General features: G+C 71.5%; 17 protein-coding genes and 1 other RNA gene. 8 read left to right on the top strand and 10 right to left on the bottom strand.

Annotated elements, in window-relative coordinates:
- The first annotated feature begins 32 nt into the window (after nucleotides 1–32).
- The 5 genes from ftsE (at nucleotide 33) to DEJ05_RS07375 (ending at nucleotide 3847) form a co-directional block, all read left to right on the top strand.
- Complete coding sequence (gene ftsE / locus DEJ05_RS07395) at nucleotides 33–788, top strand: cell division ATP-binding protein FtsE (RefSeq protein WP_017888215.1); 756 nt, start codon at nucleotides 33–35, stop codon at nucleotides 786–788.
- The gene (gene ftsX / locus DEJ05_RS07390) at nucleotides 785–1699 is read left to right on the top strand and encodes a permease-like cell division protein FtsX (protein ID WP_027465852.1); all 915 of its coding nucleotides are present in this window, start codon (nucleotides 785–787) and stop codon (nucleotides 1697–1699) included. Before ftsE ends, ftsX begins: the two co-directional genes overlap by 4 nt.
- A gap of 130 nt (nucleotides 1700–1829) precedes the next feature.
- On the top strand, nucleotides 1830–2306 hold the full coding sequence (smpB, locus tag DEJ05_RS07385) for an SsrA-binding protein SmpB (protein WP_027465851.1): 477 nt from the start codon (nucleotides 1830–1832) through the stop codon (nucleotides 2304–2306).
- A 96-nt stretch (nucleotides 2307–2402) separates the two neighbouring features.
- Nucleotides 2403–2779: a transfer-messenger RNA gene (gene ssrA / locus DEJ05_RS07380) on the top strand.
- A 162-nt stretch (nucleotides 2780–2941) separates the two neighbouring features.
- A complete protein-coding gene (locus DEJ05_RS07375; RefSeq protein WP_111029176.1) occupies nucleotides 2942–3847 on the top strand; it encodes a hypothetical protein in 906 nt (301 codons plus the stop codon).
- Nucleotides 3848–3863: 16 nt separating this feature from the next.
- Here DEJ05_RS07375 and DEJ05_RS07370 read toward each other — a convergent pair whose 3' ends face one another.
- The 5 genes from DEJ05_RS07370 to DEJ05_RS07350 form a co-directional block, all read right to left on the bottom strand.
- Complete coding sequence (locus tag DEJ05_RS07370; RefSeq protein ID WP_111110116.1) at nucleotides 3864–5180, bottom strand: LLM class flavin-dependent oxidoreductase; 1317 nt, start codon at nucleotides 5178–5180, stop codon at nucleotides 3864–3866.
- Nucleotides 5181–6566 carry an O-acetylhomoserine aminocarboxypropyltransferase/cysteine synthase family protein gene (locus DEJ05_RS07365; protein WP_111110115.1) on the bottom strand — a complete coding sequence of 462 codons (1386 nt, stop codon included), beginning with the start codon at nucleotides 6564–6566 and terminating at the stop codon, nucleotides 5181–5183.
- An 88-nt stretch (nucleotides 6567–6654) separates the two neighbouring features.
- Nucleotides 6655–7368, bottom strand: coding sequence for a M50 family metallopeptidase (locus DEJ05_RS07360; RefSeq protein WP_181440684.1), 714 nt, complete (start codon nucleotides 7366–7368; stop codon nucleotides 6655–6657).
- 163 nt (nucleotides 7369–7531) lie between these two features.
- The gene (glmS, locus tag DEJ05_RS07355; protein WP_071406356.1) at nucleotides 7532–9346 is read right to left on the bottom strand and encodes a glutamine--fructose-6-phosphate transaminase (isomerizing); all 1815 of its coding nucleotides are present in this window, start codon (nucleotides 9344–9346) and stop codon (nucleotides 7532–7534) included.
- 402 nt (nucleotides 9347–9748) lie between these two features.
- The gene (locus tag DEJ05_RS07350) at nucleotides 9749–12448 is read right to left on the bottom strand and encodes a LuxR family transcriptional regulator (protein ID WP_111110113.1); all 2700 of its coding nucleotides are present in this window, start codon (nucleotides 12446–12448) and stop codon (nucleotides 9749–9751) included.
- Nucleotides 12449–12973: 525 nt separating this feature from the next.
- Here DEJ05_RS07350 and DEJ05_RS07345 point away from each other — a divergent pair.
- A complete protein-coding gene (locus DEJ05_RS07345) occupies nucleotides 12974–14533 on the top strand; it encodes an MFS transporter (protein WP_258370477.1) in 1560 nt (519 codons plus the stop codon).
- Between the two features lie 18 nt (nucleotides 14534–14551).
- On the opposite strand, the gene DEJ05_RS07340 is transcribed toward DEJ05_RS07345, so the two are convergent.
- The 4 genes from DEJ05_RS07340 to aroA form a co-directional block, all read right to left on the bottom strand.
- Complete coding sequence (locus tag DEJ05_RS07340; protein ID WP_111029182.1) at nucleotides 14552–15340, bottom strand: inositol monophosphatase family protein; 789 nt, start codon at nucleotides 15338–15340, stop codon at nucleotides 14552–14554.
- A 19-nt stretch (nucleotides 15341–15359) separates the two neighbouring features.
- On the bottom strand, nucleotides 15360–16532 hold the full coding sequence (locus tag DEJ05_RS07335; protein WP_146243490.1) for a hypothetical protein: 1173 nt from the start codon (nucleotides 16530–16532) through the stop codon (nucleotides 15360–15362).
- A gap of 366 nt (nucleotides 16533–16898) precedes the next feature.
- Nucleotides 16899–17945: a ribosome small subunit-dependent GTPase A gene (gene rsgA / locus DEJ05_RS07330; RefSeq protein WP_071406353.1), complete on the bottom strand. Its 1047-nt coding sequence runs from the start codon at nucleotides 17943–17945 to the stop codon at nucleotides 16899–16901.
- Between the two features lie 3 nt (nucleotides 17946–17948).
- On the bottom strand, nucleotides 17949–19334 hold the full coding sequence (gene aroA, locus DEJ05_RS07325; protein ID WP_111110112.1) for a 3-phosphoshikimate 1-carboxyvinyltransferase: 1386 nt from the start codon (nucleotides 19332–19334) through the stop codon (nucleotides 17949–17951).
- 135 nt (nucleotides 19335–19469) lie between these two features.
- On the opposite strand from aroA, the gene DEJ05_RS07320 reads away from it, so the two are divergent.
- Together DEJ05_RS07320 and DEJ05_RS07315 are read left to right on the top strand one after the other, a co-directional pair.
- A complete protein-coding gene (locus DEJ05_RS07320) occupies nucleotides 19470–20267 on the top strand; it encodes a sigma-70 family RNA polymerase sigma factor (RefSeq protein WP_375334832.1) in 798 nt (265 codons plus the stop codon).
- Nucleotides 20264–20506, top strand: coding sequence for a zf-HC2 domain-containing protein (locus DEJ05_RS07315; RefSeq protein ID WP_027465838.1), 243 nt, complete (start codon nucleotides 20264–20266; stop codon nucleotides 20504–20506). Before DEJ05_RS07320 ends, DEJ05_RS07315 begins: the two co-directional genes overlap by 4 nt.
- A gap of 70 nt (nucleotides 20507–20576) precedes the next feature.
- Here DEJ05_RS07315 and DEJ05_RS07310 read toward each other — a convergent pair whose 3' ends face one another.
- Nucleotides 20577–22025, bottom strand: coding sequence for a LamG-like jellyroll fold domain-containing protein (locus tag DEJ05_RS07310; RefSeq protein WP_111029186.1), 1449 nt, complete (start codon nucleotides 22023–22025; stop codon nucleotides 20577–20579).
- Nucleotides 22026–22156 lie beyond the last annotated feature (131 nt).

Here is a 22156-nt window from a genome sequence, read left to right as displayed (position 1 = left end):
TTCCAAGCGGGGCGACCTACCCTGATCCGGTCATGATCAAATTCGACCAGGTCACCAAGGTCTACTCGGGCAACCCGAGTCCGGCGCTCGACAACCTCACCCTCGAGATCCTCAAGGGCGAGTTCGTGTTCCTCGTGGGCGCGTCCGGTTCCGGCAAGTCCAGCTTCCTGCGCCTCGTGCTCAAGGAGGAGAAGCCCACGAGCGGGCAGATCCACGTGCTCGGGCAGCGCCTCGGGTCCCTGGCATCGCGGAAGGTCCCGTACTTCCGCCGCAACCTCGGGGTGGTCTTCCAAGACTTCCGTCTGCTGCCGAACAAGAACGTGTTCGACAACGTGGCGTTCTCGCTGCAGGTCATCGGCAAGAGCAAGGGCTTCATCAGCGAGGCCGTGACCGACGTGCTGAAGCTCGTCGGGCTCGCCGGCAAGGCCACTCGCATGCCGCATGAACTCTCCGGTGGTGAGCAGCAGCGTGTGGCCATCGCCCGCGCCGTCGTGAACAAGCCGGCGATCCTGCTGGCCGACGAGCCCACCGGGAACCTGGACCCCACGACGTCCGCCGGCATCATGGCGCTCCTCGAACGCATCAACCAGGGAGGCACCACCGTGCTGATGGCGACGCACGACGCCAGCATCGTGAACCAGATGCAGCGTCGGGTCATCGAGCTCTCGAACGGCACCGTCCTGCGCGACGAACAGTCCGGCGGCTACCAGACCCAGGCCGTCCCGATCCAGCGAGGCACCGTGTCCAACACCACCGGCATCCAGACGATCCCGGGGCTCATCCGATGAGGCTCGGGCTCGTCATGTCCGAGGTCGGCTCGGGCCTGCGGCGCAATGCGTCGATGGTCGTCTCCGTCGTCCTCGTGACCTTCATCTCCCTGACCTTCGTCGGCACGGCGATCCTGCTCCAGATGCAGATCAACCAGATGAAGGGGTACTGGTACGACCGGGCGCAGGTCGCCGTCTACCTGTGCACCGACACCGACACCACGGGCAACTGCACCGGCGCGAAGGCCACCGCCGACCAGCGCGAGCAGGTCCAGGCGCAGCTCGACTCGTCGACGCTCAAGCCGTACATCGAGAAGACCTACTACGAGAACCAGGACCAGGCCTTCACCCGGTTCAAGGAGCAGTTCAAGGACTCGGCCGCGACGGAGTTCGTCAAGCCGGAGTACCTGAACGAGACCTTCTGGGTGAACCTGAAGAACCCGTCGCAGGCAGACGTCCTGGTCGAGAGCCTGTCGAAGGTCGCCGGCGTGCAGAGCGTCGTCGACCAACGCGGGTACCTGCAGCCGATCTTCAACCTGCTCAACGCCTCGTCGTACACGGCGATCGGCATCGCGGCGCTGATGCTCGTGGCGGCGGTGCTGCTCATCGCGACGACGATCCGCCTGTCGGCGTTCAGTCGACGGCGAGAGCTCGGCATCATGCGGCTCGTCGGTGCGTCGAACCGGTTCATCCAGACACCGTTCGTGCTCGAGGGGGTGATCGCCGCCGCCATCGGAGCCGTCCTCGCCGGTGGCGCCATCACCGCCGTGGTCTGGTTCTTCGTCCGGAACTTCCTGGCGGAGCGCTTCACCGGCACGGCGTTCATCGGCATGGGGGACGCGGCCATCGTGGTCCCCGCGGTGATCGTGATCGGGGTGCTCCTCGCCGCGGCGTCGGCGTCGATCGCCATCCGCCGGTACCTGAAGGTTTGACGTACACAGCATCCGCGAGCGGGCGGCGCGCCGGGAAGGTGCGCCGCCCGCTTCGTGTTGAGTAGTCTGTAGGGCTGCGCGGAACCACCCGAGCAGCGCACTGCACCGGTCACCATCGAGAGGAGTCGTCATGGCGAAGGAACGCGGGGAGAAGATCGTCGCGACGAACCGTCGCGCACGGCACGACTACCTCATCGAGGACACGTACGAAGCGGGCATGGTCCTGTCCGGCACCGAGGTGAAGTCCCTGCGGATGGGGCGCGCGTCCCTGGTCGACGGGTACGCCTACATCGACGGTGGCGAAGCGTGGATCGACGCCGTGCACATCCCGGAGTACACCGAGGGCACCTGGAACAACCACTCGCCGCGGCGGAAGCGCAAGCTGCTCCTGCACAAGCAGCAGATCGTGAAGATCTCGCACAAGACGGCCCAGGGCGGCTACACCCTCGTGCCGCTGCAGATCTACTTCCACGACGGTCGGGCCAAGATCGAGATCGCCGTCGCGAAGGGCAAGCGCGAGTTCGACAAGCGCCAGGCCCTGCGCGAGAAGACCGACAAGCGTGAGGCCGAGCGGGCCATGCGCACCCGGAACCGCGTCGGAGAGTAGCGCCGACGCACCTCCTCGGCTAGACTGAGGGACTGCTCCGACAGTGGGCATTGGCAACTCAACAGCGTGACAGCGGCTCGCACGTCCGGCCCGCATGGGGATGATCGGTTTCGACATTGCCTGTGTGCCGACGGGAAGCGGGCCGAGGACCCACGGTTATCTCGTAAACGATCCGTGGAAAACAACAAGTGCCAATTCCAAGCGCACTGACTTCGCTCTCGCTGCGTAAGCAGCCCAGCACATGAAGTCCGTCGGCCAGGTGACCGTCTTCTAACCTGATCCCGACGTCATCCAGAGGACTTGCTGCACGGTTGCGCCTCAGGGCCGTGCGGGACTTGCACTGAGACTGGGCCCGTCGTCCTAGAAGCCGGTAGCAAAGGACGGGGCCGAGCAGAACGAACTATCCGGATACGCCCGTAGAAGACGTCGAATTGCAGCGATGGACGGGGGTTCGATTCCCCCCATCTCCACCATTCGCCGAACGACGAACCGCTGTCACGCTGCGCCACCTGAACGCCCCGGCACCGTCCCCTGGACAGTGCCGGGGCGTTCGCTGTTCCGCCACGTCCGAGGACTACGCTCCGGAGCAGGCGCGCAGAACACGCTCGCGTCGAACCCGAAGGAGAGGTCAGCACGTGGTGCAGGAGATCGCGATCCGTGTCCGTCTGCGGGAGCAGGAACGAGTGGTGCTCAGCGAGTACGAGCGGATCGTGGGCTCCGTCGCCACGGTCGCCGCTCTCGCCGCATGGCTGCCGAACCCCGACACCCGTCTGGTCGTTCGCGGCCGCGGCGCGGAGCCGGTTCGCCTCGAGACCGTCACCTACGGCTCGGTGGTCGAGATGCTCGTCGTGCTCGACCAGCGCTCCGCCGGGGTCGAACGTGCCGCCGCAGCCATCGCCGCGCTCATCGAGTCGGTCCGCCACGAGCACGTCGCCGACGACGTCTCCGGGGTCGCCGGGGAACTCGATCGGCTCGATCGCGCTGCCCCGCGCGGACGCTCCGCCGCGGAACGCGCGCTGCGCACGTTCCTCGAGGGGGCACGGTCGGACGTCCTCGCGCGCAGGACGACCACCCGGGTGCGGACCGCGCAGGCCCTGCTCCGGCTCGCCGAGGCGGACGCGGTGCTGACGGTCGAGCGGGTTGCCGACGCCCTGGCACCGGTGCTCGAGGAGCACGCGGTCGACGTCGAGCTGGACACCGGGTCGGCCGTGGTCGTCGAGCCGATCGACGGGGTGGAGTCGCCGGAGACGGAGACGGAGACGGAGACGGAGACGGAGACCGAGGCCGCGTCCGACGACGCCGACGCCGACGTCTCGCAGGCGGGTCCGGAGGCCGTGTCGACCGTCCTGCCGCTGCCGACGGGTGCGAGCAAGGCCAAGTCGAAGAAGGACGACGACAAGAAGAAGTCCAAGAAGGACGACGGGAAGAAGAAGTCGAAGAAGGACGACGACGGCAAGAAGAAGTCCAAGAAGGACGACGGGAAGAAGAAGTCGAAGAAGGACGACGACGACGCGAAGAAGAAGTCCAAGAAGAAGAAGTAGCTCGCAGCCGCTCCCGCTAGAAGTCGAACAGGTTCGCCCGGATCCCTCCGGCGCCGTACTCCCGTCGCAGGAGCCCTCGGCGCCGGAGCACCGGCACCAGGTCGCCGAACATCCGGTGGATCTGCGCCGGGTGCAGGTCGCCCGAGAAGATGATCCCGTCGTTGTCGGCGTCGCTGCCGAGCTCCTCGATGAAGTCCGCGAACTCGTCGGCGGTCCCCACGAACCCGGACCGCGATCCGGACCCCGGCGCGATCCGCCCCTGCCGCGCCTTGCGGGTGAGCAGCTCCCGCAGCGGTGCGTCCGGGGTGTCCCCGAGCAGCCCGCGGATCGTGCCGGCCGAGACGTGCTCCCCGAAGGTCCCGTCGGGCACCGGGGCATCCAGGTCGAGCGCGAGCAGGTCGGTCTCGGAGTCGCTCGACCACGCGATCGCCGCCGCACGCAGCGCGTCGTCGGAGGGGTGCTCGGACGCCGCGACGATGCGGTCGGCCTCCTCCGGTGAGGACACGATCACGGGCTTGAGCACGAACAGGATCCGCAGGTCCGCGGTGGACCGCCCTGCGGCCTCGGCTGCCGCGATCACCCGGGCGCGGTAGTCCGTCACCGCGGCGGCGGACAGCGGTGCGAGTGCGAGCTGCACGTCCGAGTGGGTGCCGGCGAACGCGAGCCCTCGGCCCGAGCCGCCGGGGGAGACGACCACGGGGTCCGACGCCAGCGGCAGCGCGTTGAGCGGACCGTCGGCGGTGAAGTGGGCGCCCTCGTGGTGGAACGCGTCGAGCGCGTCGCCGTCCGCGAAGTGCCACGAGTCCGGTGCGCCGACGTACGCGTCGCCCCACGAGTGCCAGAGCCGGCGGAGCAGCGTGATCCACTCCTCAGCGCGGTCGTACGCCTGGTCGTGCGGCAGCGGCGGCAGGCCGGCGTGGCGTGCACTGCCGACGTCGGTGACGACGTTGATGCCCAGGCGGTCCGAGGACAGGTGCGCCAGGGTCGCGAACTGCCGTGCCGCCAGGTACGGCGGGGTGATCCCCGCGTTGACGGTCGGCGCGATGCCGATGTGCGAGGTGGCGGCGAACAGGTACGGCGCGAGCAGCAGCGGGTCGTGCTTCGGGCCGCCGTAGGCCTGCCGGATGCGCAGGTCGAGGGTCGCGGGGGAGCCGAGCGAGACGGCGTCCTCGGCGATCACCAGGTCCATGCCGGCCTGCTCGAGCGTCCGGACGGACTCCTGGTACAGGTCCGGCTTCGTCCAGTCGTGGCCCCAGTCCCAGTCGGACCGGCCCCAGGCCTGCGGGCCGAAGCCGCGTGAGAAGAAGTACCCGAAGTGCTGCAGCTCGGCCATTCAGCGCTCCTGCCGGTCGAGGGCCGGCCGACCGACCGCCGCGGGGTGCGCGTCGGACGCTCCACGTGCCTCCAGGCCGGCGGTGGCGTCTGCGGACCGGACCGCCGCGAACCCGCGTTCCAGGTCGCGGAGCAGGTCCGCGACGTCCTCGATGCCGACCGACAGCCGGATCAGGCCGTCGTCGATGCCCTGCTCGGCTCGCTCCTCCGGCGTGCGGCCGGCGTGCGTGGTGGTCGCCGGGTGCAGGATCAGCGAGCGGACGTCGCCCAGGTGGGTCATCCGGCTGAACAGCTGCACGGCGTCGATGAACGCCCGCGCGGCGGCTTCGCCACCGGCGAGCGTGAAGGCGAAGACGGACCCGGCCCCGCGGGGCAGGTAGCGCTGGGCGAGGTCGTGGAACGGACTGGAGGCCAGGCCCGCGTGGTCGACGCTCGTCACCTCCGGCTGCTGGTCCAGCCAGGACGCGACGGCCAGCGCGTTCGCGCAGTGGCGTTCCACCCGCAGCGACAGCGTCTCGATGCCCTGGCGGAGCAGGAACGCGTTGAACGGGGACGGCGCCGGGCCGATGCGTGCGGCGACGACGTCGCGGGCGAACACGGCGAAGGCCCGGTTGCCGTACCGGTCGACGTAGCTCTCGCCGCCGAGGGACCGTTCGGGGCTGGTCAGGTGGGTCCAGCGCTCGGGGGCGGCGGACCAGTCGAAGCGGCCGCCGTCGACGACCACGCCGCCGAGTCCGGCGCCGTGCCCGGAGAGGAACTTCGACGCCGAGTGCACGACGATGTCCGCACCGTGCTCGACCGGGCGCACCAGGTACGGCGTGGCGAGGGTGTTGTCGACGATCAGCGGGACGCCGGCGCGGTGCGCGGTCTCGGCGACGCCGGTGATGTCGAGGACGTCGTTCTTCGGGTTCGGGATCGTCTCGGCAAAGAACGCCTTCGTGTTCGGTCGGACCGCGGCGGCCCAGGCGTCGAGGTCGCGGGCATCGGTGACAAAGTCGACCTCGATGCCGAGCCGGCCGAGGTTCTGCAGCAGCAGTCCGCGCGTGCCCTCGTAGATGCTCCGGGCGCTGACGACGTGGTCGCCGGCCTGCAGCAGGCCGAGGAACGCCACGGTCGCCGCCGCCTGACCGCTGCCGACCAGGATCGCCTGGACACCGCGTTCGAGCAGCGCCACGCGACGCTCGACGTCGGCGTTCGTGGGGTTGCCGAGGCGCGTGTAGGTGTAGCCGTCGTCGGTGTCGGCGAAGCGGTCGCGGGCCTGGTCGAAGTCGTCGAACAGGAACCCGGAGGACATGTGGATCGCGGGGACCCGGGCGCCGTGCCCGGCGTCGGGCACGAAGCCGCCGTGTACCTGCTCGGTCGCGAAGCCGTGGTCGTCGGTCGCCATGGGACACCTCCGGGGGTCGTCTGGCGGTAGCCTCGCAGCCGCTCGGCGCGGACAGGCGATTGCGGCCCCCGGTTACGCGCGCGCAGCCTCAGACGAGCGCGCGGACCCCGGTGACGACGGTGTCCCAGACCTGGAGCAGCGGCTCGCGCGCCAGCCACACCGCGACGGCGTTCACGGCGACGAACAGCACGAACCACAGGGACGCCGGCACCCGCATCTCGGCCGCGGCGATGTGGAAGTCGGTCTGCACCCGGGCGCCGGTGACCAGCCAGCGGCCGACCTGCACCACCGAGCGCAGGCCGTCGACGACGAAGAACGCCCCGACGGCGGCCACCACCAGGACGGTGGCCTCGGACGGGCGGACAGCCACCCACAGGGCGAGCGCGTCGAAGCCGAGCACGACGAGCAGGCCGAACCAGTTCCGGACGAACGCCAGCGCGACGAGCCCGATGACCGCGAGCACCACCACGGGCAGCCAGCGGGAGCCGTGCAGCACCCCCGTCACCAGGAGCACGCCCGCCCACAGGGGTGCGCTGTACCCGGCGTACAGGTTCAGGATCCGGACGAGCCACCGGATGCCGCCGGGCACCCGGCCGAGCTGGACCCAGGCCTCGCCGGACCCGTCCGGGTGCAGCTCGATCCGCTGGATCCGCCCGCCGAACGGCACGACGACGATCGCGTGCCCGACCTCGTGCGCGATGGTCGCGGCGATGCGGGCCACGCGGCCGACGAACGGCACGAACGGCAGGACGGCGCCGACGAGGAGCGCGACGAAGACGAGGGGCGGGGCTGCGGTGGTCAAGTGACCAGCATCGCAGCCCCGCCCAGGAAGACCCTGCGGGACCGGTGTCAGGGGAGCCCGGGCGTCGTCAGCACCACCGTGACCAGGACCACGGTGCCGGCGATCGCCAGGGCGGTGAGGACGGCGAGGAAGACCGTCAGGCGGTTCACGCGTCGGCGCCCGGCTATTCGACCGTCACCGACTTCGCGAGGTTCCGGGGTTTGTCGACGTCGCACCCGAGCTGCAGGGCCAGTTCCCGCGCGAGCATCTGCAGTGGCACGACGGCCTCGAGCGGACCCCACGGCGCGGTCATCGCACCCCAGGCCAGGTCGCCGGTGCCACGGCGGCCGAGCGCGGGGATGTCCGCCGACTCGCCGCCGATCGTGATGACGAAGCCACCGCGTGCCCGGACCTCGGCGATCGCCGACTGGATCTTCGGCTCACCGTGGTCGATGACGACCACCGGGGTGCCGTCGTCCACCAGCGCGAGCGGCCCGTGCTTGAGTTCGCCGGCGGGGTAGGCCTCGGCCCAGCGGTAGCTGAGCTCCTTGAGCTTCAGGGCGCCCTCGGCGGCGTACGGCAGTCCGGCACCGCGGCCGAGGAACAGGAACCCGGTCGCCTCCTTGACGCTCGACACCAGCAGCGGCATCCGCTCGGCGGACACCCGCGCGGCGTGCTCGATCCGTGCCGGCAGGTCGAGCAGTTCGTCGACGAGCACCTGCGCGCGGGACGGTTCGATGCGGCCGGAGGCCACCATCGCGGAGATCATCGCCGCGACGCCGACGACGACCTGCGCCGTGAACGTCTTCGTGGCGGCGACGCCGATCTCCGGGCCGGCGTGGCAGTCCAGCACGGCGTCGGCCCGTCGGGCGAGCGAGGAGTGCATGTTGTTCGTCAGCGCGAGCACCGGGTGGCGGTCCTCGAACCGGTCCAGGGCGCGGAGCACGTCCGCGGTCTCACCGGACTGGCTGATCGCGACGACCAGGGTGCCCGGACCGAGCACGGCCTGGTCGGCCTCGCTCGCGACGACGATGTCGGTCGGCACACCACCGATCCCGCGCAGTGCGGTCGCTATCACCTGGCCCGCGTTCAGCGACGTGCCGCAGGCGACGATCGCCAGCCGGTGGAAGCCGGCCAGGCCGAGGCCCACCCACATGCTGCCGTCGGCGGTGCGGCGGGTCACCCGGTCCAGGATCGTCGCGACGACGTCGGCCTGCTCGTCGATCTCCTTCGCCATGTGGTCGGTGTGGTCGCCGAGGTCGAGTGCTGCGGCGGCGAACGGGGACGGCGTGGGGAACGGCACGGGCACCGTGATGCCGTCGGACGACCAGGTCCAGGCCTCACCGAGCTCGACGACGTCGCCGTCGCGCAGCGCCACGAACGTCTCGCACCACTCGGCGATCGCGCCGATGTCGCTCGCCACGAAGTCACCGCGGCCGGAGCGGGCGACGACGAGCGGCGAACGGTCCGCCGCCACGACCATGCGGCCGTCCCGGGCGTCCAGGACCACGATCGCCCACGAGCCCTCGAGCTGCGCCGTCGCGATCTGCACCGCGAGCATCAGGTCCGGGTCGACCGCCAGCGCCCGCTCGACCAGGTGCGCGATGACCTCGGAGTCGACGTCGGACCGGAAGCGGTGGCCCTGCGCCTCGAGCGTCTGGCGCAGCCGGTCCGCGTTCTCGACGATGCCGTTGTGCACGATCGAGATCCGGCCGGTGCAGTCGGCGTGCGGGTGCGCGTTCGCCTCGCGCACGGCACCGTGCGTGGCCCAGCGGGTGTGGCCGATGCCGACGCCGGTGAGCGCGTCACCGGAACGTGCAGCGACGAGCGTGCGCAGGTCGCCGACGCGGGAGACCGAGCGGATCGTCTCGGTGCGGCCGACGGCCGTCCGGACGGCGATGCCGGCGGAGTCGTACCCGCGGTACTCGAGTCGTTCGAGTCCGTCGAGCAGGTAGGGGGTCGCGTCGTCAGACACGCGGGCCGCGATGATGCCGCACATCGGCTGTCCCTTCGGGGGAACGAGGGTGGGTGGAACGGGGAGGTGGGACTGGTGCGGCACCGACCGCCGTCGGGTCTGCCGCGCGTCCGGGGCCTCCCGGCCCGGGAACCGACGCCCGTCCTCGGATCAGGCGAGGACGGACGTCGGTGTCGTTGGGCCGAGGGGTTCGGGTACCGGACGGGGTACCGCGGGCTGGCCCCCGGGGGAGGGGCACGGCGGTCGGTGCAGGAGAAGCCTCACCCGCCGCCGACCACACGGCAACACCCGTCGGACGCTCTTGCGGTTCCCCGCGTGCGGGGGCACACCGCGCTGCGGTCGCGTGCGGACTCCCGCAACCGCGCGCAGACAGGAGGCCCGGTACCAGCTGGTACCGGGCCTCCCCTCCGTCCTGTGGTGCGTCTCCTACGTGAGGAGCGCGACCAGGTGCGATCGCGACCGCGCGCCGACCTTGCGGTAGATCTGCGTGAGCCGCAGCTCCACCGTGCGCTGCGACATGAACAGCGACGACGCGATCTCGCGGTTGCGGTAGCCCTCGGTGACCTTCTGCACCACCGCGCGCTCCTCGGCGGTCAGCGACGTGAGCACCGCCGATGCGTCGGGAGCGCTGCGCGGCGTCCCGGGGAAGGCCGGCGAGAGCACCGGTGCGGACCGGATCGACGACGAGCCCGTGCCGAACTGCGGCATCGCCGCAGCCGGCGCCGGGGTCACGAGCGGTCGACGCAGGCCGGCCGCCTCGTACGCCGCTGCGGCCGCCGCGCCGAGACGCGGCCGTTCCGCCGGGTTGCCGACCGCGGCCAGCGCCGCGAACGTGCGAGCCCGCTCGTACTGCGAGTCGTGCGGCTGGAACAGCTCCAGCGCACGGCGACGGGCCGGCTCGCGGGTGGTGTCGTCGGCGACGAGCGCGAGGCTCCGCGCCAGCACCAGGGCACCCCAGCGCCCGGGCCGGGCGTGGTGGTCCGCCGCCAGGCGGGCCGTGATCGTCCGCGCGTCGTCGATCCGTCCGAGCCGCACGTACGCCTCGACCAGGTCGCCGAGGTGCCGGAGCACCGCGGGGTTCCGGAGCGACCGACCGATGGCGTCGGCTGCCTCGAGCGCGGTGGCTGCCTCGTCGAGGCGGCCGTCGAGCAGCAGGATCTTGCCGCGGAGTGCGTGCAGCTTCGCCGTCGCACCCCAGAGCCGACTCGTCGAACGGTGCTCGAGGCATCGGTCCACGACGTCGAGCGCCTCGGCGGAACGGCCCTCGGCGAAGTGCCGCCACGCGACGGCGATCGCCCGGGAGGGCTCACGCAACCGCTCGGCGACGGACGAACCGGACTCCCACACGTCGATCGCGCGGAGCGCCTGCCGGAAGTTGCCGGAGCGCACCTCGTTCTCGGACGTCAGGTAGCGCGCCGCCTCGGTCCACACCGCCGCGGTCTCCGGCCCCCGGGCGAGCACGAGTGCGAACACCCGTCGCGCGCTCCGGTAGCGCTCGCTGATGCTCAGCGCGTGGGCGAGGAGCAGCAGGGCCGGGTCGGACATCGCCACGAGCTCCGACGTCGCGAGCCCGTCGTGCAGCTCGGTGTCGGGCGGCAGCACGCCGTCCACGGCGGCGATGAGCTCCCGCGCGGTCGTCGTGATCTCGAGGGTGTGCGCAGACGCCGACCCCTCGAGCGGTTCGATCCGGTGCAGCAGGTCCTTCGCCTGGTCGAGCTCCCACGCCTCGGCACGGAAGCAGGCCACCATGGCCATCAGCCCGGCGACGGCGTCCACCTCGGCCGGGTCGGTCGCGTCGACGGGGACGAGCAGCTCGTCCGCGTGCACGGCGTCACCGCTGAGGTACTCGGCCGAGTACTGCAGCCGGAGCCGGCGGACCTCGTTCGGCGTCGTCCGGAACGGACGGAGCGCCGCGAGGTACCGCGCGGCGAAGCCGAGGAGGCGCTTGCCGAGCATGGCCTCCGCGACCCCGAGGAGCGCGACGTGCTCGTCCTCGGTCCCGCCACCGATGTGCAGGGCACGTTCGGTCAGCGCGATCGCGGCGTGCACGTTGCCGTCCACGACGTACGACCGTGCGGCCTGGAGCAGCGCGACCACGTCGGGGACGTCGTCGACGAAGCTCCGGTGCCACGCGGCCGACCGCGGGTCGCTCTCCGCGCTCGCCGTCGCCAGCTCGGCGTGTGCCGCACGACGGTCACGGGCGGGCATCCGCCAGTAGAGCGCGGAACGGACCAGCGGGTGCCGGACGGTGACGCTCTGCCCACGGACGGTCGCGAGACCGGCCCCGACCAGGTCGTCCAGCTCGTCCCGGTCCCACGCCGTGGTCTTCGCGACGGGCACCAGGGCGAGCTTCGCGAGGACGTCCAGATCGCGTCCCGCGGCGGGCCCGAGTGCGAGCGCCGCGATGGCCTCGGTCGTCGGAGTGGGTCGGAGCGGGAGCACGATCGGCTCCGCGCCGGTGAGCTGCTCCCGGGTGAGCACCGCGAGCTGTTCGCGGAGCGCGCCGGGGTTGCCACCGGTCTCCTCGGCGAGGACGGCGAGGACGCCGTCGTTCGCCTCGGCCGGTGCCATGGCCCGGGCGAGGACCAGGGCCTCGTCCGAGGGCAGTGGTTCGATGCGCAGGGTCGGCAGGGCCGCGAGCGGCCCGTCCGACGGCACCGAGCGGACCGTCGCCACGACACGCAGGGCGGTGCCCGCGAGTCGTCCGGCGAGGAACGCGATGAGTTCCTGGCTCTCCGAGTCCATCCGGTCGAGGTCGTCGATGAGGACGAGCGTCGGCGGAAGGGTCAGGGCGTGCACGGCGTCGAGGAAGTCGTGCGCCGCCGCCAGCCCGGCCGTCACGGCGGCCGCGGTCCCGCCGGCCTGCAGCAGGTGGGCGATGTGTGCGGTCGCTCGAGGGTCGTCGAGCGCGGTGAACAGGGAGGTCACCCCGGCCAGTGGCCAGCGGGATTCACTCCCGTTGACACCGACCCGGACGACGGGGAGGGATACGCGGTTCGAGACCGCGTCGAGGACGCTGCTGCGTCCGGAACCAGGGTCGCCGACCACGACCATCGCGGACTCCCGTGGGAGCACTGCGAGGGTCGCGATCCGGTCGACCTCGAGACGTCGACCGGTGAGTGCCATGACTCACCGGCCTCCGGGTCCGGAGGCGGATGCTGCGAGGAGGGCGTCGGCGAACACGGGGGTCGCTGCGACGGGGCGCACGGAGGCGGACCGGACTGCTGCACGGCGGGTGACCGTGGCGGAGTGCGGACGAGCGGCGGCGACTGAGCGCGCGCCGGAACTGTCGTGGATTGGATGCGGTCGACGAGTGTGGGTGCACTCGGTTCCGCTCGGGAACGATGATGTCATCGTCTGTATCACCCCTCGGGTTAGGGTCTTCGGACGAACACGACCGGTCTGTTCCGCCGTCCGGATCTAGGGAATCCGAGAGCGTCACGTGACCTGCCGTCTGGAGCACGATAACTCAGGTACCGGCCCGCCGAGCGGACTCCGGCTCGCAGATGTCCAGAACGGTGCCCCCAGTACGGGGGGCCACGAGGGGGGTGTGGCACCCGCCCTCTGCACCCCGATTCGGGTCCGTCTGACGGAACCGGGGTACAGCTCTGTCCGGACCTCGTTCGTCGTCGCAGGTGTAGCCAGGACGGGATGTCCAACGCTGAACCGACCGACGCCCGCCTCGATGACCGCACCCGGTGGCGCGCCTTCGCCGTGTGCGTCGCGGTGGCAGCCCTGACGATCCTCGACCTGTCCAAGGTGAACGTCGGGCTGCCCTCGATCGAGCAGTCCCTCGGGGCCACCAGCTCGTCGCTCCAGCTCATCGTGGCGGGGTACGCGCTGGCGTTCGGCCTCGCCCTGGTGCCCGCGGGTCGGCTCGGGGACCTGAAGAGCCGGCGCGTCATGTTCATCGTGGGGCTCAGTGCGTTCACCGGATCGAGCCTGCTGTGCGCCGTCGCACCGAACATCGAGGTCCTGATCGTCACCCGGATCCTGCAGGGATTCGCCGCCGGGATCCAGATGCCCCAGGTCATCGGACTGGTGCAGCAGCTGTTCCGCGGACCGGAGCGGGGCCGCGCGTTCGGGCTGTTCGGGGCGATGATCGGCATCTCCACCGCCCTCGGGCCGACCATCGGCGGTGGCCTCATCGCGATCGGCGGCGAGGAGTCCGGCTGGCGGCTGCTGTTCTGGATGAACGTGCCCCTCGGGACCGCCGCACTGCTCTTCGCCGTCCGCCTGCTGCCGAAGGGTGCCCAGGGGAAGGCGCAGGACCGTGAACTGGACGTCGTCGGCATCCTGCTGCTCGGCGCGGCGATCATCACCCTGATGCTGCCGTTCGTGCTCACCAGCGGAGGGGGTGGTTCCGCGACCCGCTGGTTCTGGCTGGTCGGCTTCGCGGTGTTCCTCGTGCTGTTCGTGCTCTGGGAGCAGCGGTTCAAGCGGCAGGGCAAGTCGCCCGTGGTGCACTTCGAACTGTTCCGGCTGTCGTCGTACCGCAACGGGCTGTCGATCGTGGCCGTCTACTTCGCGGCGCTGCCGGCGTCGTTCCTCATGGTCACGCTGTACCTGCAGGAGGGCCTCGGGCTCTCGCCCCTGTTCGCCGGCATGGTGAGCATCCCCTTCGCCGCGACGAGTGCCGTCGGCTCGTACATCGGCGGACGGATCGTCGACCGGGTCGGGCGGGCGCTGGTCGTCGCCGGGCTCGGGATGGTCGTCGTCGGCTTCCTGCTGCTCATGGTCGCCGCCGTCGCCACCCCGCCGGAGGTCACCCCGTGGGCGATGGCGGGCGCGTTCCTGGTGGGCGGACTCGGTGGCGGGTTCGTGGTGTCGCCGAACCAGACCCTGACCCTGGCCGAGATCCCCGTCGAGCAGTCCGGGGTGGCGGGGTCGATGCAGCAGCTCGGGCAGCGTGTCGGCACCGCGATCGGCACCGCCGTCGCCACGAGCATCTTCTACGGGATCGTGCGGAGCGAGGCGGCGGGCTCGGGTTCCGGTGGCTCCGGCGCTCGTCTCGACGCGTACCACGACGCGTTCCGCAGCGGCACGACGTTCACGGTGTCGCTGATGGCGCTCGCACTGGTGCTGGCCGGCGCGGACCTGGTGGCGCGTCGGCGGGCGGCGCGGCGGTCGGACGGTGACGCCGAGCACCCTGGCACGGCTGCGGGGTCCGCGGAGCGCACCGAGGCGTCCGGATCCGCCGAGCGGGGCTGACCTGCCCGCCGACCGTGCCTAGGAGTCGCGGCGGATGACCTCGACGACGGCGTCGTGCACCAGGCCGTTCGATGCGAGCGCGCTGCCGTGCCACGGCCCGGGATCGCCGTCGAGCGAGGTGAAGCGGCCACCGGCCTCTTCGACGATGGGGACGAGGGCTGCGATGTCCCACGGCTTCAGGTCCGGTTCGCCGGCGACGTCGAGGACGCCCTCGGCCACCATCATGTACGACCACATGTCGCCGTAGGCCCGGGTGCGCCAGACCCGGCGCGACAGGTCGACGAGCGACTCGAGGCGGTCGTCGTCGTCCCACTGCTGGATGCTGTTGTAGCTCAGGCTCACGTCGGCGAGCTCGGACACCCCGGAGACCCGGAGCGGCCCGTCCAGCGAGAACGCGCCGGAACCCTCGGCCGCCCACCAGCGCTTGCCGAGGGCGGGAGCGCTGACGACGCCGAGCACCGGACGGCCGTCGACCGCGAGCGCGATGAGGGTCGCCCACACCGGCACGCCGCGCAGGTAGTTGGCGGTGCCGTCGATCGGGTCGACCACCCACTGGCGGTGTCCTTCGCTGACGGCCTCGGCCCCGGTGTCCGCCGTCGTCTCCTCGCCGAGGAACGCGTCGTCCGGTCGCTCGGCGGCGAGCCGCTCGCGCAGGGCCCGTTCGACGGCCTGGTCGGCGTCGGTGACGTGCGTGCTGTCGGCCTTCTTCGTCACGTGCAGGTCGGCGGCACGGAAGCGCTCGAGGCTGATCGCGTCGGCGGTGTCGGCGAGGGAGCGGGCGAAGTCCAGGTCGGCGCTGAGGTCCACGTCGCCCAACCTACCGTCGCTACGCGGCGACGACCTCTTCTTCCTCGAGCCGGGTGACCTCGCGCTCCCGGGCGATGCGGGTCCGGCGGGCGACGAGCCCGTGCACGACGACGCAGAGCAGGAGCGCGGCGGCCAGCCAGAGGGCGAGCACGAGCGACGACCGGCCGAGCGACGCGTCCGGGAAGTACTGCAGGTCCTGAGCGGCCTGCAGCCACGCGGCACCGCTCCAGAAGGTGTGCAAGGCGGCGAAGAACCCGGGCTGGAACGCCGGCTGGAAGATCCCGCCGGACGACGTGAAGTTCAGCATCACGAAGAGCATCGTGAGGATCGGGGTGGTCCACCGTCCGAGCACGGGGTGCAGCCCGACGCCGAGTGCGACGATGATCGAGTCGTAGAGCCAGGCGAACAGGAACACCTGCCAGTGGTGGGTGGTGATGACGCCGTAGATCGGTCCGGCGACGATCACGCCGATGCCGGCGACGACCCCCGCTGTGGCGAGCCCGATGACCGCGGTCCACACCGCACGGAGCTTCGTCGCAACCGAGGCCACGGCGATCGCGGACGCGTACCCGCCGACGCTCAGGGCCACGAGCAGGAAGAACAGCCCTTGGCCAGTGGTGTCCTGGTCGCCCGTGGGCACGACGTCGACGACCCGGAACGGCACGTGCTGGTCGTAGGCGATCGGCAGGAACACCTTCTGTGCGGCGCTCGCGGTGGTCTCCGACGCGGCGGTCGAGACGTAGAGCGTGGCACCCGTCGCCGTCGGCGCGTACACCGCGGCGAGGTCGCGATCGCGCACCTGCTGCTCGGCAGCCTTCGTCGAGGCGACGACGTGGGCGACGAGGGCGCCGTCGGACTGGTCGGTCACGGTCTGAGCGAACACCTGGGTGGCCGCGCCCTGGCCGACGATGCCGACCGGCAGTTCCTGCGGGGCCGGGGCGTGGAAGGCACCGAGGTAGGCCAGGCCCATGCCGGCGGCCAGGAACAGCGGCACGAGGATGTGCGAGGCGAACGTCCGCAGCACACGACCGAGGCCGGCGGGTCGCAAGACGCTGTCGGACCGCTGCGGCTTCGGGGCTCGTGGGGACTTGTGGGTGGGGGAGTGGTGCGCGTGCGACGTCGTCGTCGTGCTCGGGGACGGGGCGTCGACAGCGGGGGTCGGCGCAAAGTTGTACTTTGCAACTTCAGACACGACCGCAACTGTACAACCCCGCTGCGTGCTTGTCGACGCCGGCCCGGTGCCGAGGCACTGTCCGGTGCGAGGTTGCCCACTCCGTGCGAGGCGCGCGAGCCCGCACGGAGTGCACGACCTCGCACCGTTCAGGCGCCCCTCGCACGGTGCGAGGTCTGCACCGTGCGAGGGGCGCGGGAACCGGAGTGGTCACGACTCACCGCGCGCCGGCGCTCGAGCGGTCACGAACTGTCGGGTGCCGCCGCTCCAGCCGACAGTTCGTGGCCACTCGACGCACACACCGCGGGGTGTCGTGACCAGCCGCCGACCAGCCGCCGACAACCGCCGACGAGCGCCGACAACCACCCGGCCAGCACCGCCGGCGCGCTACTCGGAACCGGGGTCGGACGCACCCATGCCGGTCAGCAGCGCACGGAACGAGTCGAGCCGCTCGACACCGGTCGGCCCGAGCTCCCCGTCCTGCACCCGGTCGACGATCTCCCAGTCGTGCGCCTGCGCCAACGGGATGCCGTCCCGCGCGGGCCGCACCGGCACGGCGTGCGACGCGAACGCCCGGAAGACGTTCGCGGGGTCGACGTGCCCCAGGCCGAACGACCGCACACCCGGCGTGTCGATGATCCACCCGCCGTCGCGGACCTGCAGCGCGATCGACGACGACGACGTGTGCCGCCCCCGACCGGTCACCGAGTTCACGACCCCGATCGCCCGCGTCGAGCCGGTCAGGGCGTTCACCAGCGTCGACTTGCCGACGCCGGAGTGCCCGACGGTCACGGTCACCTTGTCGTCCAGGAGCTCGTGCAGCGCCTCGAACGGGACATCGTCCGATCGGCTCGTCACGATCCGCAGATCCAGGCACGCGAAGTGCGCCAGGAACGCAGCCGGGTCGGCGAGGTCGGTCTTCGTGATGCAGAGGATCGGGTCGAGGCCGGCGTCGAACGCGGCCACCAGGTACCGGTCGATCAGGCGGGTGCGCGGCTCGGGGTCGGCGGCGGCCACCACGATGAGCATCTGGTCGGCGTTCGCCACAATGACGCGCTCGACCTCGTCGGAGTCGTCGGCACTCCGTCGCAGCAGGGTGGTGCGTTCGGCGACCTTCACGATGCGCGCGAGCGAGCCCGGGTCGCCCGAGACGTCCCCGACGAGCGACACGTGGTCGCCCGTGACGACGGACTTCTTGCCGAGCTCGCGGGCCTTCGTCGCGGTGATGACGTGGTCGTCGATCAGCACGCCGAACCGCCCGCGGTCGACGTTCGTCACCCAGCCGACGGGGGCGTCGTCGTACGTCGGACGGGTCTTCGTGCGCGGTCGGTTGCCCTTCGGGTTCGGACGCACCCGGACGCTCGACTCGTCGTACTGCCCGTACGGCTCGTCCGCGTCGGAGTCGTCACCGTCGACGTCGTCCCACCAGCTCATGCGTCAGTCCCCACTCACCCGTGCAGCGGACACCGAGGACGCCACGAGCGCGGCCCACAGCTCCGGGAACTGCGGCAGTGTCTTCGCGGTCGACCCGATGTCGTCGACGGCGACGCCGTCGACGACGAGGCCCACGATCGCCCCCGCGGTCGCCATCCGGTGGTCGTCGTACGCGCCCCAGGCGCTGCCGTGGAGCGGCGCCGGCTCGATCCGCAGGCCGTCGTCGAGTTCGTGCACCGCGCCTCCAGACCGGTTGAGGTCCGCCGCCAGTGCGGCCAGACGGTCCGTCTCGTGCCCCCGCAGGTGACCGATGCCGGTGACCTCGCTCGGGCCGTCCGCCAGCGCGGCCAGCGCGACGAGCGCCGGGGCGAGTTCGCCGCCGCGGCTCAGGTCGAGTTCGAGACCCGGCAAGGAGGCCCCACCCCGGATCCCGACGCCGCCGTCGACGACCAGGTCGTCACCGTCACGGGCCACGCTCGCCCCCCACAGGGGCAGGAGCGTCTCGAGGTCGGCGCCGACCTGCGTCGTCTCGGTCGGCCAGGTGCGGATGCGGACCGTGCCGCCGGCGACGAGCGCGGCGACCGCGAACGGCGCCGCATTGGACAGGTCGGGCTCGATCACGACGTCACGCGCGCCGATCGGGCCCGGGTGCACGACCCACTCGCCGACCGACGGCTCGTCGACGCGGACGCCGCGGGCACGGAGCGCCGCGACGGTCATCTCGATGTGCGGCATGCTCGGCAGGCGCTCGCCGACGTGGGTGAGGTGCAGGCCCTCGTCGAAGCGGGGGGCCGACAGCAGCAGGCCGGAGACGAACTGCGAGGACGCCGACGCGTCGATCGTCAGGGCGCCACCGCGGACCGAGCCGGTACCGGTGAACGAGAACGGCATCGAGCCGCCGCCGTCGTCCGTGACGTCCACACCGAGGTCCACCAGTCCCTGCACGATGGCGTGCATCGGCCGCTTGCGGGCGTAGGGGTCGCCGTCGACCGTGACGGGCCCGACGGCCAGGGCGGCGAGCGGCGGCAGGAAGCGCATCACGGTGCCGGCCAGCCCGCAGTCCAGGCGGACGTCGCCGTTCATCGGGGCGGGCGTGATCCGGAGGTCTGGGCCGTAGGGGTTCGGGGCGGTGCCGGCCACCGGCTCGAGCTCTTCGATGCCGACGCCGAGCGCACGGAGGCCCGCGATCATCAGCGCCGAGTCACGGGAGTGCAGCGGGAGCCGGATCGTCGAGGGGCCGTCCGCGAGGGCCGCGAGCACGAGCTCCCGGTTCGTCAGCGACTTCGACCCGGGCAGCGCGACGTCACCGCGCAGCGGACCCCCTGCGACCGGGGCGATCCAGGGGTCGGCGGGCTGGGCCCCGCTGTGGGAATGCGTCGTGTCTGCCATCGGTTCACCAGGGTACTGAACGCACCGGGAGGATCAGTGGCGACAGCAACACTCGCACGAGAGCGGACCGGCACGGCAACCGTGCTGACCGCGGTGCCGACGACGCTCGGCACGCTCGGCCTAGACTTGGCGGCGATGACGACCGACGAACCGCAGGCAGCTCCGCACCACCTGGTCGACGAGACCGAGGTGCAGCTCGACGCCGTCGAAGAGGAACAGGAAACCCTCGACGACGCCGCAGACGAGCCGGTGGACGCGAAGACCGTCTCCGAGGCGGAGCTGCGGTCCCTGTTCGAGGACCAGGCCCTGCCCTTCATGGACCAGCTCTACGGTGCGGCCATGCGGATGACCCGCAACCCGGCCGACGCGTCGGACCTGGTGCAGGAGACCTTCGTCAAGGCCTTCGCCGCGTTCCGCCAGTTCAAGCAGGGCACGAACCTGAAGGCCTGGCTGTACCGGATCCTCACGAACACGTTCATCAACACGTACCGCAAGAACCAGCGGAACCCGTACCAGGGCACCATCGACGAGCTCGAGGACTGGCAGCTCGGCGGCGCGGAGAGCGTCACCCAGTCGATCTCCGCCCGGTCCGCCGAGGCCGACGCGATCGACCACCTGCCGTCATCCGCCGTGAAGGACGCTCTGCAGGCCATCCCGGAGGACTTCCGGATGGCCGTGTACTTCGCCGATGTCGAAGGCTTCTCGTACCAGGAGATCGCCGACATCATGAAGACCCCCGTGGGGACGGTCATGAGCCGCCTCCACCGTGGCCGCCGGCTCCTCCGTGGGCTCCTGGCGGACCACGCCCGTGAGACCGGCATCGTCCCGGACGCAGCGTCGACGGCGACGATGCGTGGACGGGGACGAGGCGCGGCACAGACGACGAAGGCAACCGCGGCCACGGGTCGCACCGGACGGAAGGACGCACGATGAGCGGCTGCGACTGCTCGAAGGCGAAGGCCGAGCTCGAGGAGTTCCTGCACGACGAGCTCCGCCACGAGGACGCCGCGGACATCCGCGAGCACATGGACGGCTGCGAGGACTGCCAGACCGAGCACCGCGTCGGCGTCGTGCTCATGGAGACCGTCCGTCGCGCCTGCAAGGAGACCGCTCCCGACCAGCTGCGCAGCGAGATCCTCGCGCGCATCCGGGTGGAGCAGGCGACGCACTGACGACACGCCGGGCTGGGCTTCGCTGGGCTGGGCTGGGCTTCGCTGGGCTGCGACCTGGCCCGGTCCGGTGTCAGCGCCCGGCCTGGAACGCCTGCGCGACCTCAGCTGCGTCGAGGACGCTGTCGTGCACCCGGACGGTGTCCACGTCACCGGTGAAGGCGTAACCCGCTGCACCGGGCCAACCGGACAGCGTCTGCCGCCCGGCCCGCCAGTGTCCGGGGTACTGCCGCAGCGTGACGGCGTCGGATCGACTGCCCTGCAGTGAACCGTCGACCCAGAGCGTCATCGACCGTGCCTCGAAGGTGGCCACCACGTGGTGCCAGGCGCCGTCGTTCACGGGCGCGGCGGACCCGATGGTGAACTTGAACTGCGAACCGGAGCCCTCGACCCCGAAGCGCAGGACTCCGTCGGCGCCGATGTACAGGTGCCGGTCGCGGTAGGTCGATGCCGCTGATCGGTCCGAGCCGAAGCCGAAGACCCGACCACCGTCGGTGTCGTCGGTCCGGAACCAGGTCTCGATCGTGAAGGTGTTCGGCGCGTCGACCGCGGTGTCCGTGACCGCCCACCCTTCGGCGCCGTCCTCGGTCCAGAACGTCGCGTAGGGGTTCGTCGCGCAGTCCGCGTCGACCCGGGCGGCAGCGGCGGGCGTGAAGGCGCCGTCGGCCCCGGACCCGCTCGAGTCGACGACCTGCGGACCGTTCTTCTCGGCGAAGTCCCACGCCAGTGACGTGCCGGGTGCCGGCTGGTGGAAGCACCCGAAGCCGCCGGTGCCGAGGGCCGAGGCGGTCCCGGTCGAGCCGCTGAACCCGGCGCCCGCGCCCGCGCCAGCGCCGGCTCCAGCGAGCAGGGTGAGGGTGATGGCCGCTGCCGTGAACACCGCGACCGGCGCGGTGGTCGACGTCGGGGTGGTGACGGTCGCGGTCCGGGGCTCCGCGACCACGGGCGAGTGGAGATCGCGTCGAGGCGTGCCGCAGGTGCGGCAGGGGCGACCGGCGACGACGTCCCGATCAGCACGCCCGGCGACGACGAGCACGGCCGTGACGACGCCGGCCAGCAGCAGGGCGGTCCAGTCGCCCCCGCGGATCCAGACGCCCGGCAGCCCGATCCACGGGAACCGCAGCACCCCGACTCCGAGGACCGCCGCGGGTTCGACGGCCGTGCGGTCGGCCGTCGGGTTCGCGTCCCCGCGCAGACGCAGGCCCCCGTCCGGTTCGATGCGCTCGAGCCGGTGCAGACGGAGTCGATCCCGGTGGTCGGGGTCCTCGACGAGCAGCACCCGTCCGGCCTCGAGGTCGTCCGGGTCGACGGGCATCGCGGCGACGACGTCCCCGGTGCGGATCCCGGGGGCCATCGAGTCGGAGACGACCGTCGTGACGTGCCACCCGAACGCCGCGGGGAGCGACGCCCACAGTGCGAGCAGCAGCACCGACCAGAGGACCGTCCGTGCCGAGACCGCGAGGAGCAGCCGGGGCAGGTCGCCGACGCAGCGGACGTGACGGCGGGTGGCGACGTTCGGCATCGGCTGCTCCTCGGGTCGGGCGGGACGCTCGCCGACCTCAGGGCGTCCGAGTCCTTCGGCACCGGCGTCGACGCATGGAAGCCCACGACGGGCACGGCGAGCACGACCTACCGGTTCAGCTACGACCTGAG

The organism is Curtobacterium sp. MCLR17_045 (genome assembly GCF_003234405.1).
GTDB classification, from domain to species: Bacteria; Actinomycetota; Actinomycetes; order Actinomycetales; family Microbacteriaceae; genus Curtobacterium; species Curtobacterium flaccumfaciens.
The sequence above is the reverse complement of the archived record's forward strand: the minus strand, read 5'-3'. Positions and strand labels throughout refer to the sequence as shown.

Coding starts and splice junctions, on each gene's coding strand:
- glmS (WP_071406356.1), bottom strand. CDS start 9,346: ATGTGCGGCATCATCGCGGCCCGCGTGTCTGACGACGCGACCCCCTAC.
- DEJ05_RS07350 (WP_111110113.1), bottom strand. CDS start 12,448: ATGGCACTCACCGGTCGACGTCTCGAGGTCGACCGGATCGCGACCCTC.
- DEJ05_RS07365 (WP_111110115.1), bottom strand. CDS start 6,566: ATGGCGACCGACGACCACGGCTTCGCGACCGAGCAGGTACACGGCGGC.
- ftsE (WP_017888215.1), top strand. CDS start 33: ATGATCAAATTCGACCAGGTCACCAAGGTCTACTCGGGCAACCCGAGT.
- DEJ05_RS07320 (WP_375334832.1), top strand. CDS start 19,470: ATGACGACCGACGAACCGCAGGCAGCTCCGCACCACCTGGTCGACGAG.
- DEJ05_RS07315 (WP_027465838.1), top strand. CDS start 20,264: ATGAGCGGCTGCGACTGCTCGAAGGCGAAGGCCGAGCTCGAGGAGTTC.
- ftsX (WP_027465852.1), top strand. CDS start 785: ATGAGGCTCGGGCTCGTCATGTCCGAGGTCGGCTCGGGCCTGCGGCGC.
- smpB (WP_027465851.1), top strand. CDS start 1,830: ATGGCGAAGGAACGCGGGGAGAAGATCGTCGCGACGAACCGTCGCGCA.
- DEJ05_RS07345 (WP_258370477.1), top strand. CDS start 12,974: ATGTCCAACGCTGAACCGACCGACGCCCGCCTCGATGACCGCACCCGG.
- rsgA (WP_071406353.1), bottom strand. CDS start 17,945: ATGAGCTGGTGGGACGACGTCGACGGTGACGACTCCGACGCGGACGAG.
- aroA (WP_111110112.1), bottom strand. CDS start 19,334: ATGGCAGACACGACGCATTCCCACAGCGGGGCCCAGCCCGCCGACCCC.
- DEJ05_RS07370 (WP_111110116.1), bottom strand. CDS start 5,180: ATGGCCGAGCTGCAGCACTTCGGGTACTTCTTCTCACGCGGCTTCGGC.
- DEJ05_RS07310 (WP_111029186.1), bottom strand. CDS start 22,025: ATGCCGAACGTCGCCACCCGCCGTCACGTCCGCTGCGTCGGCGACCTG.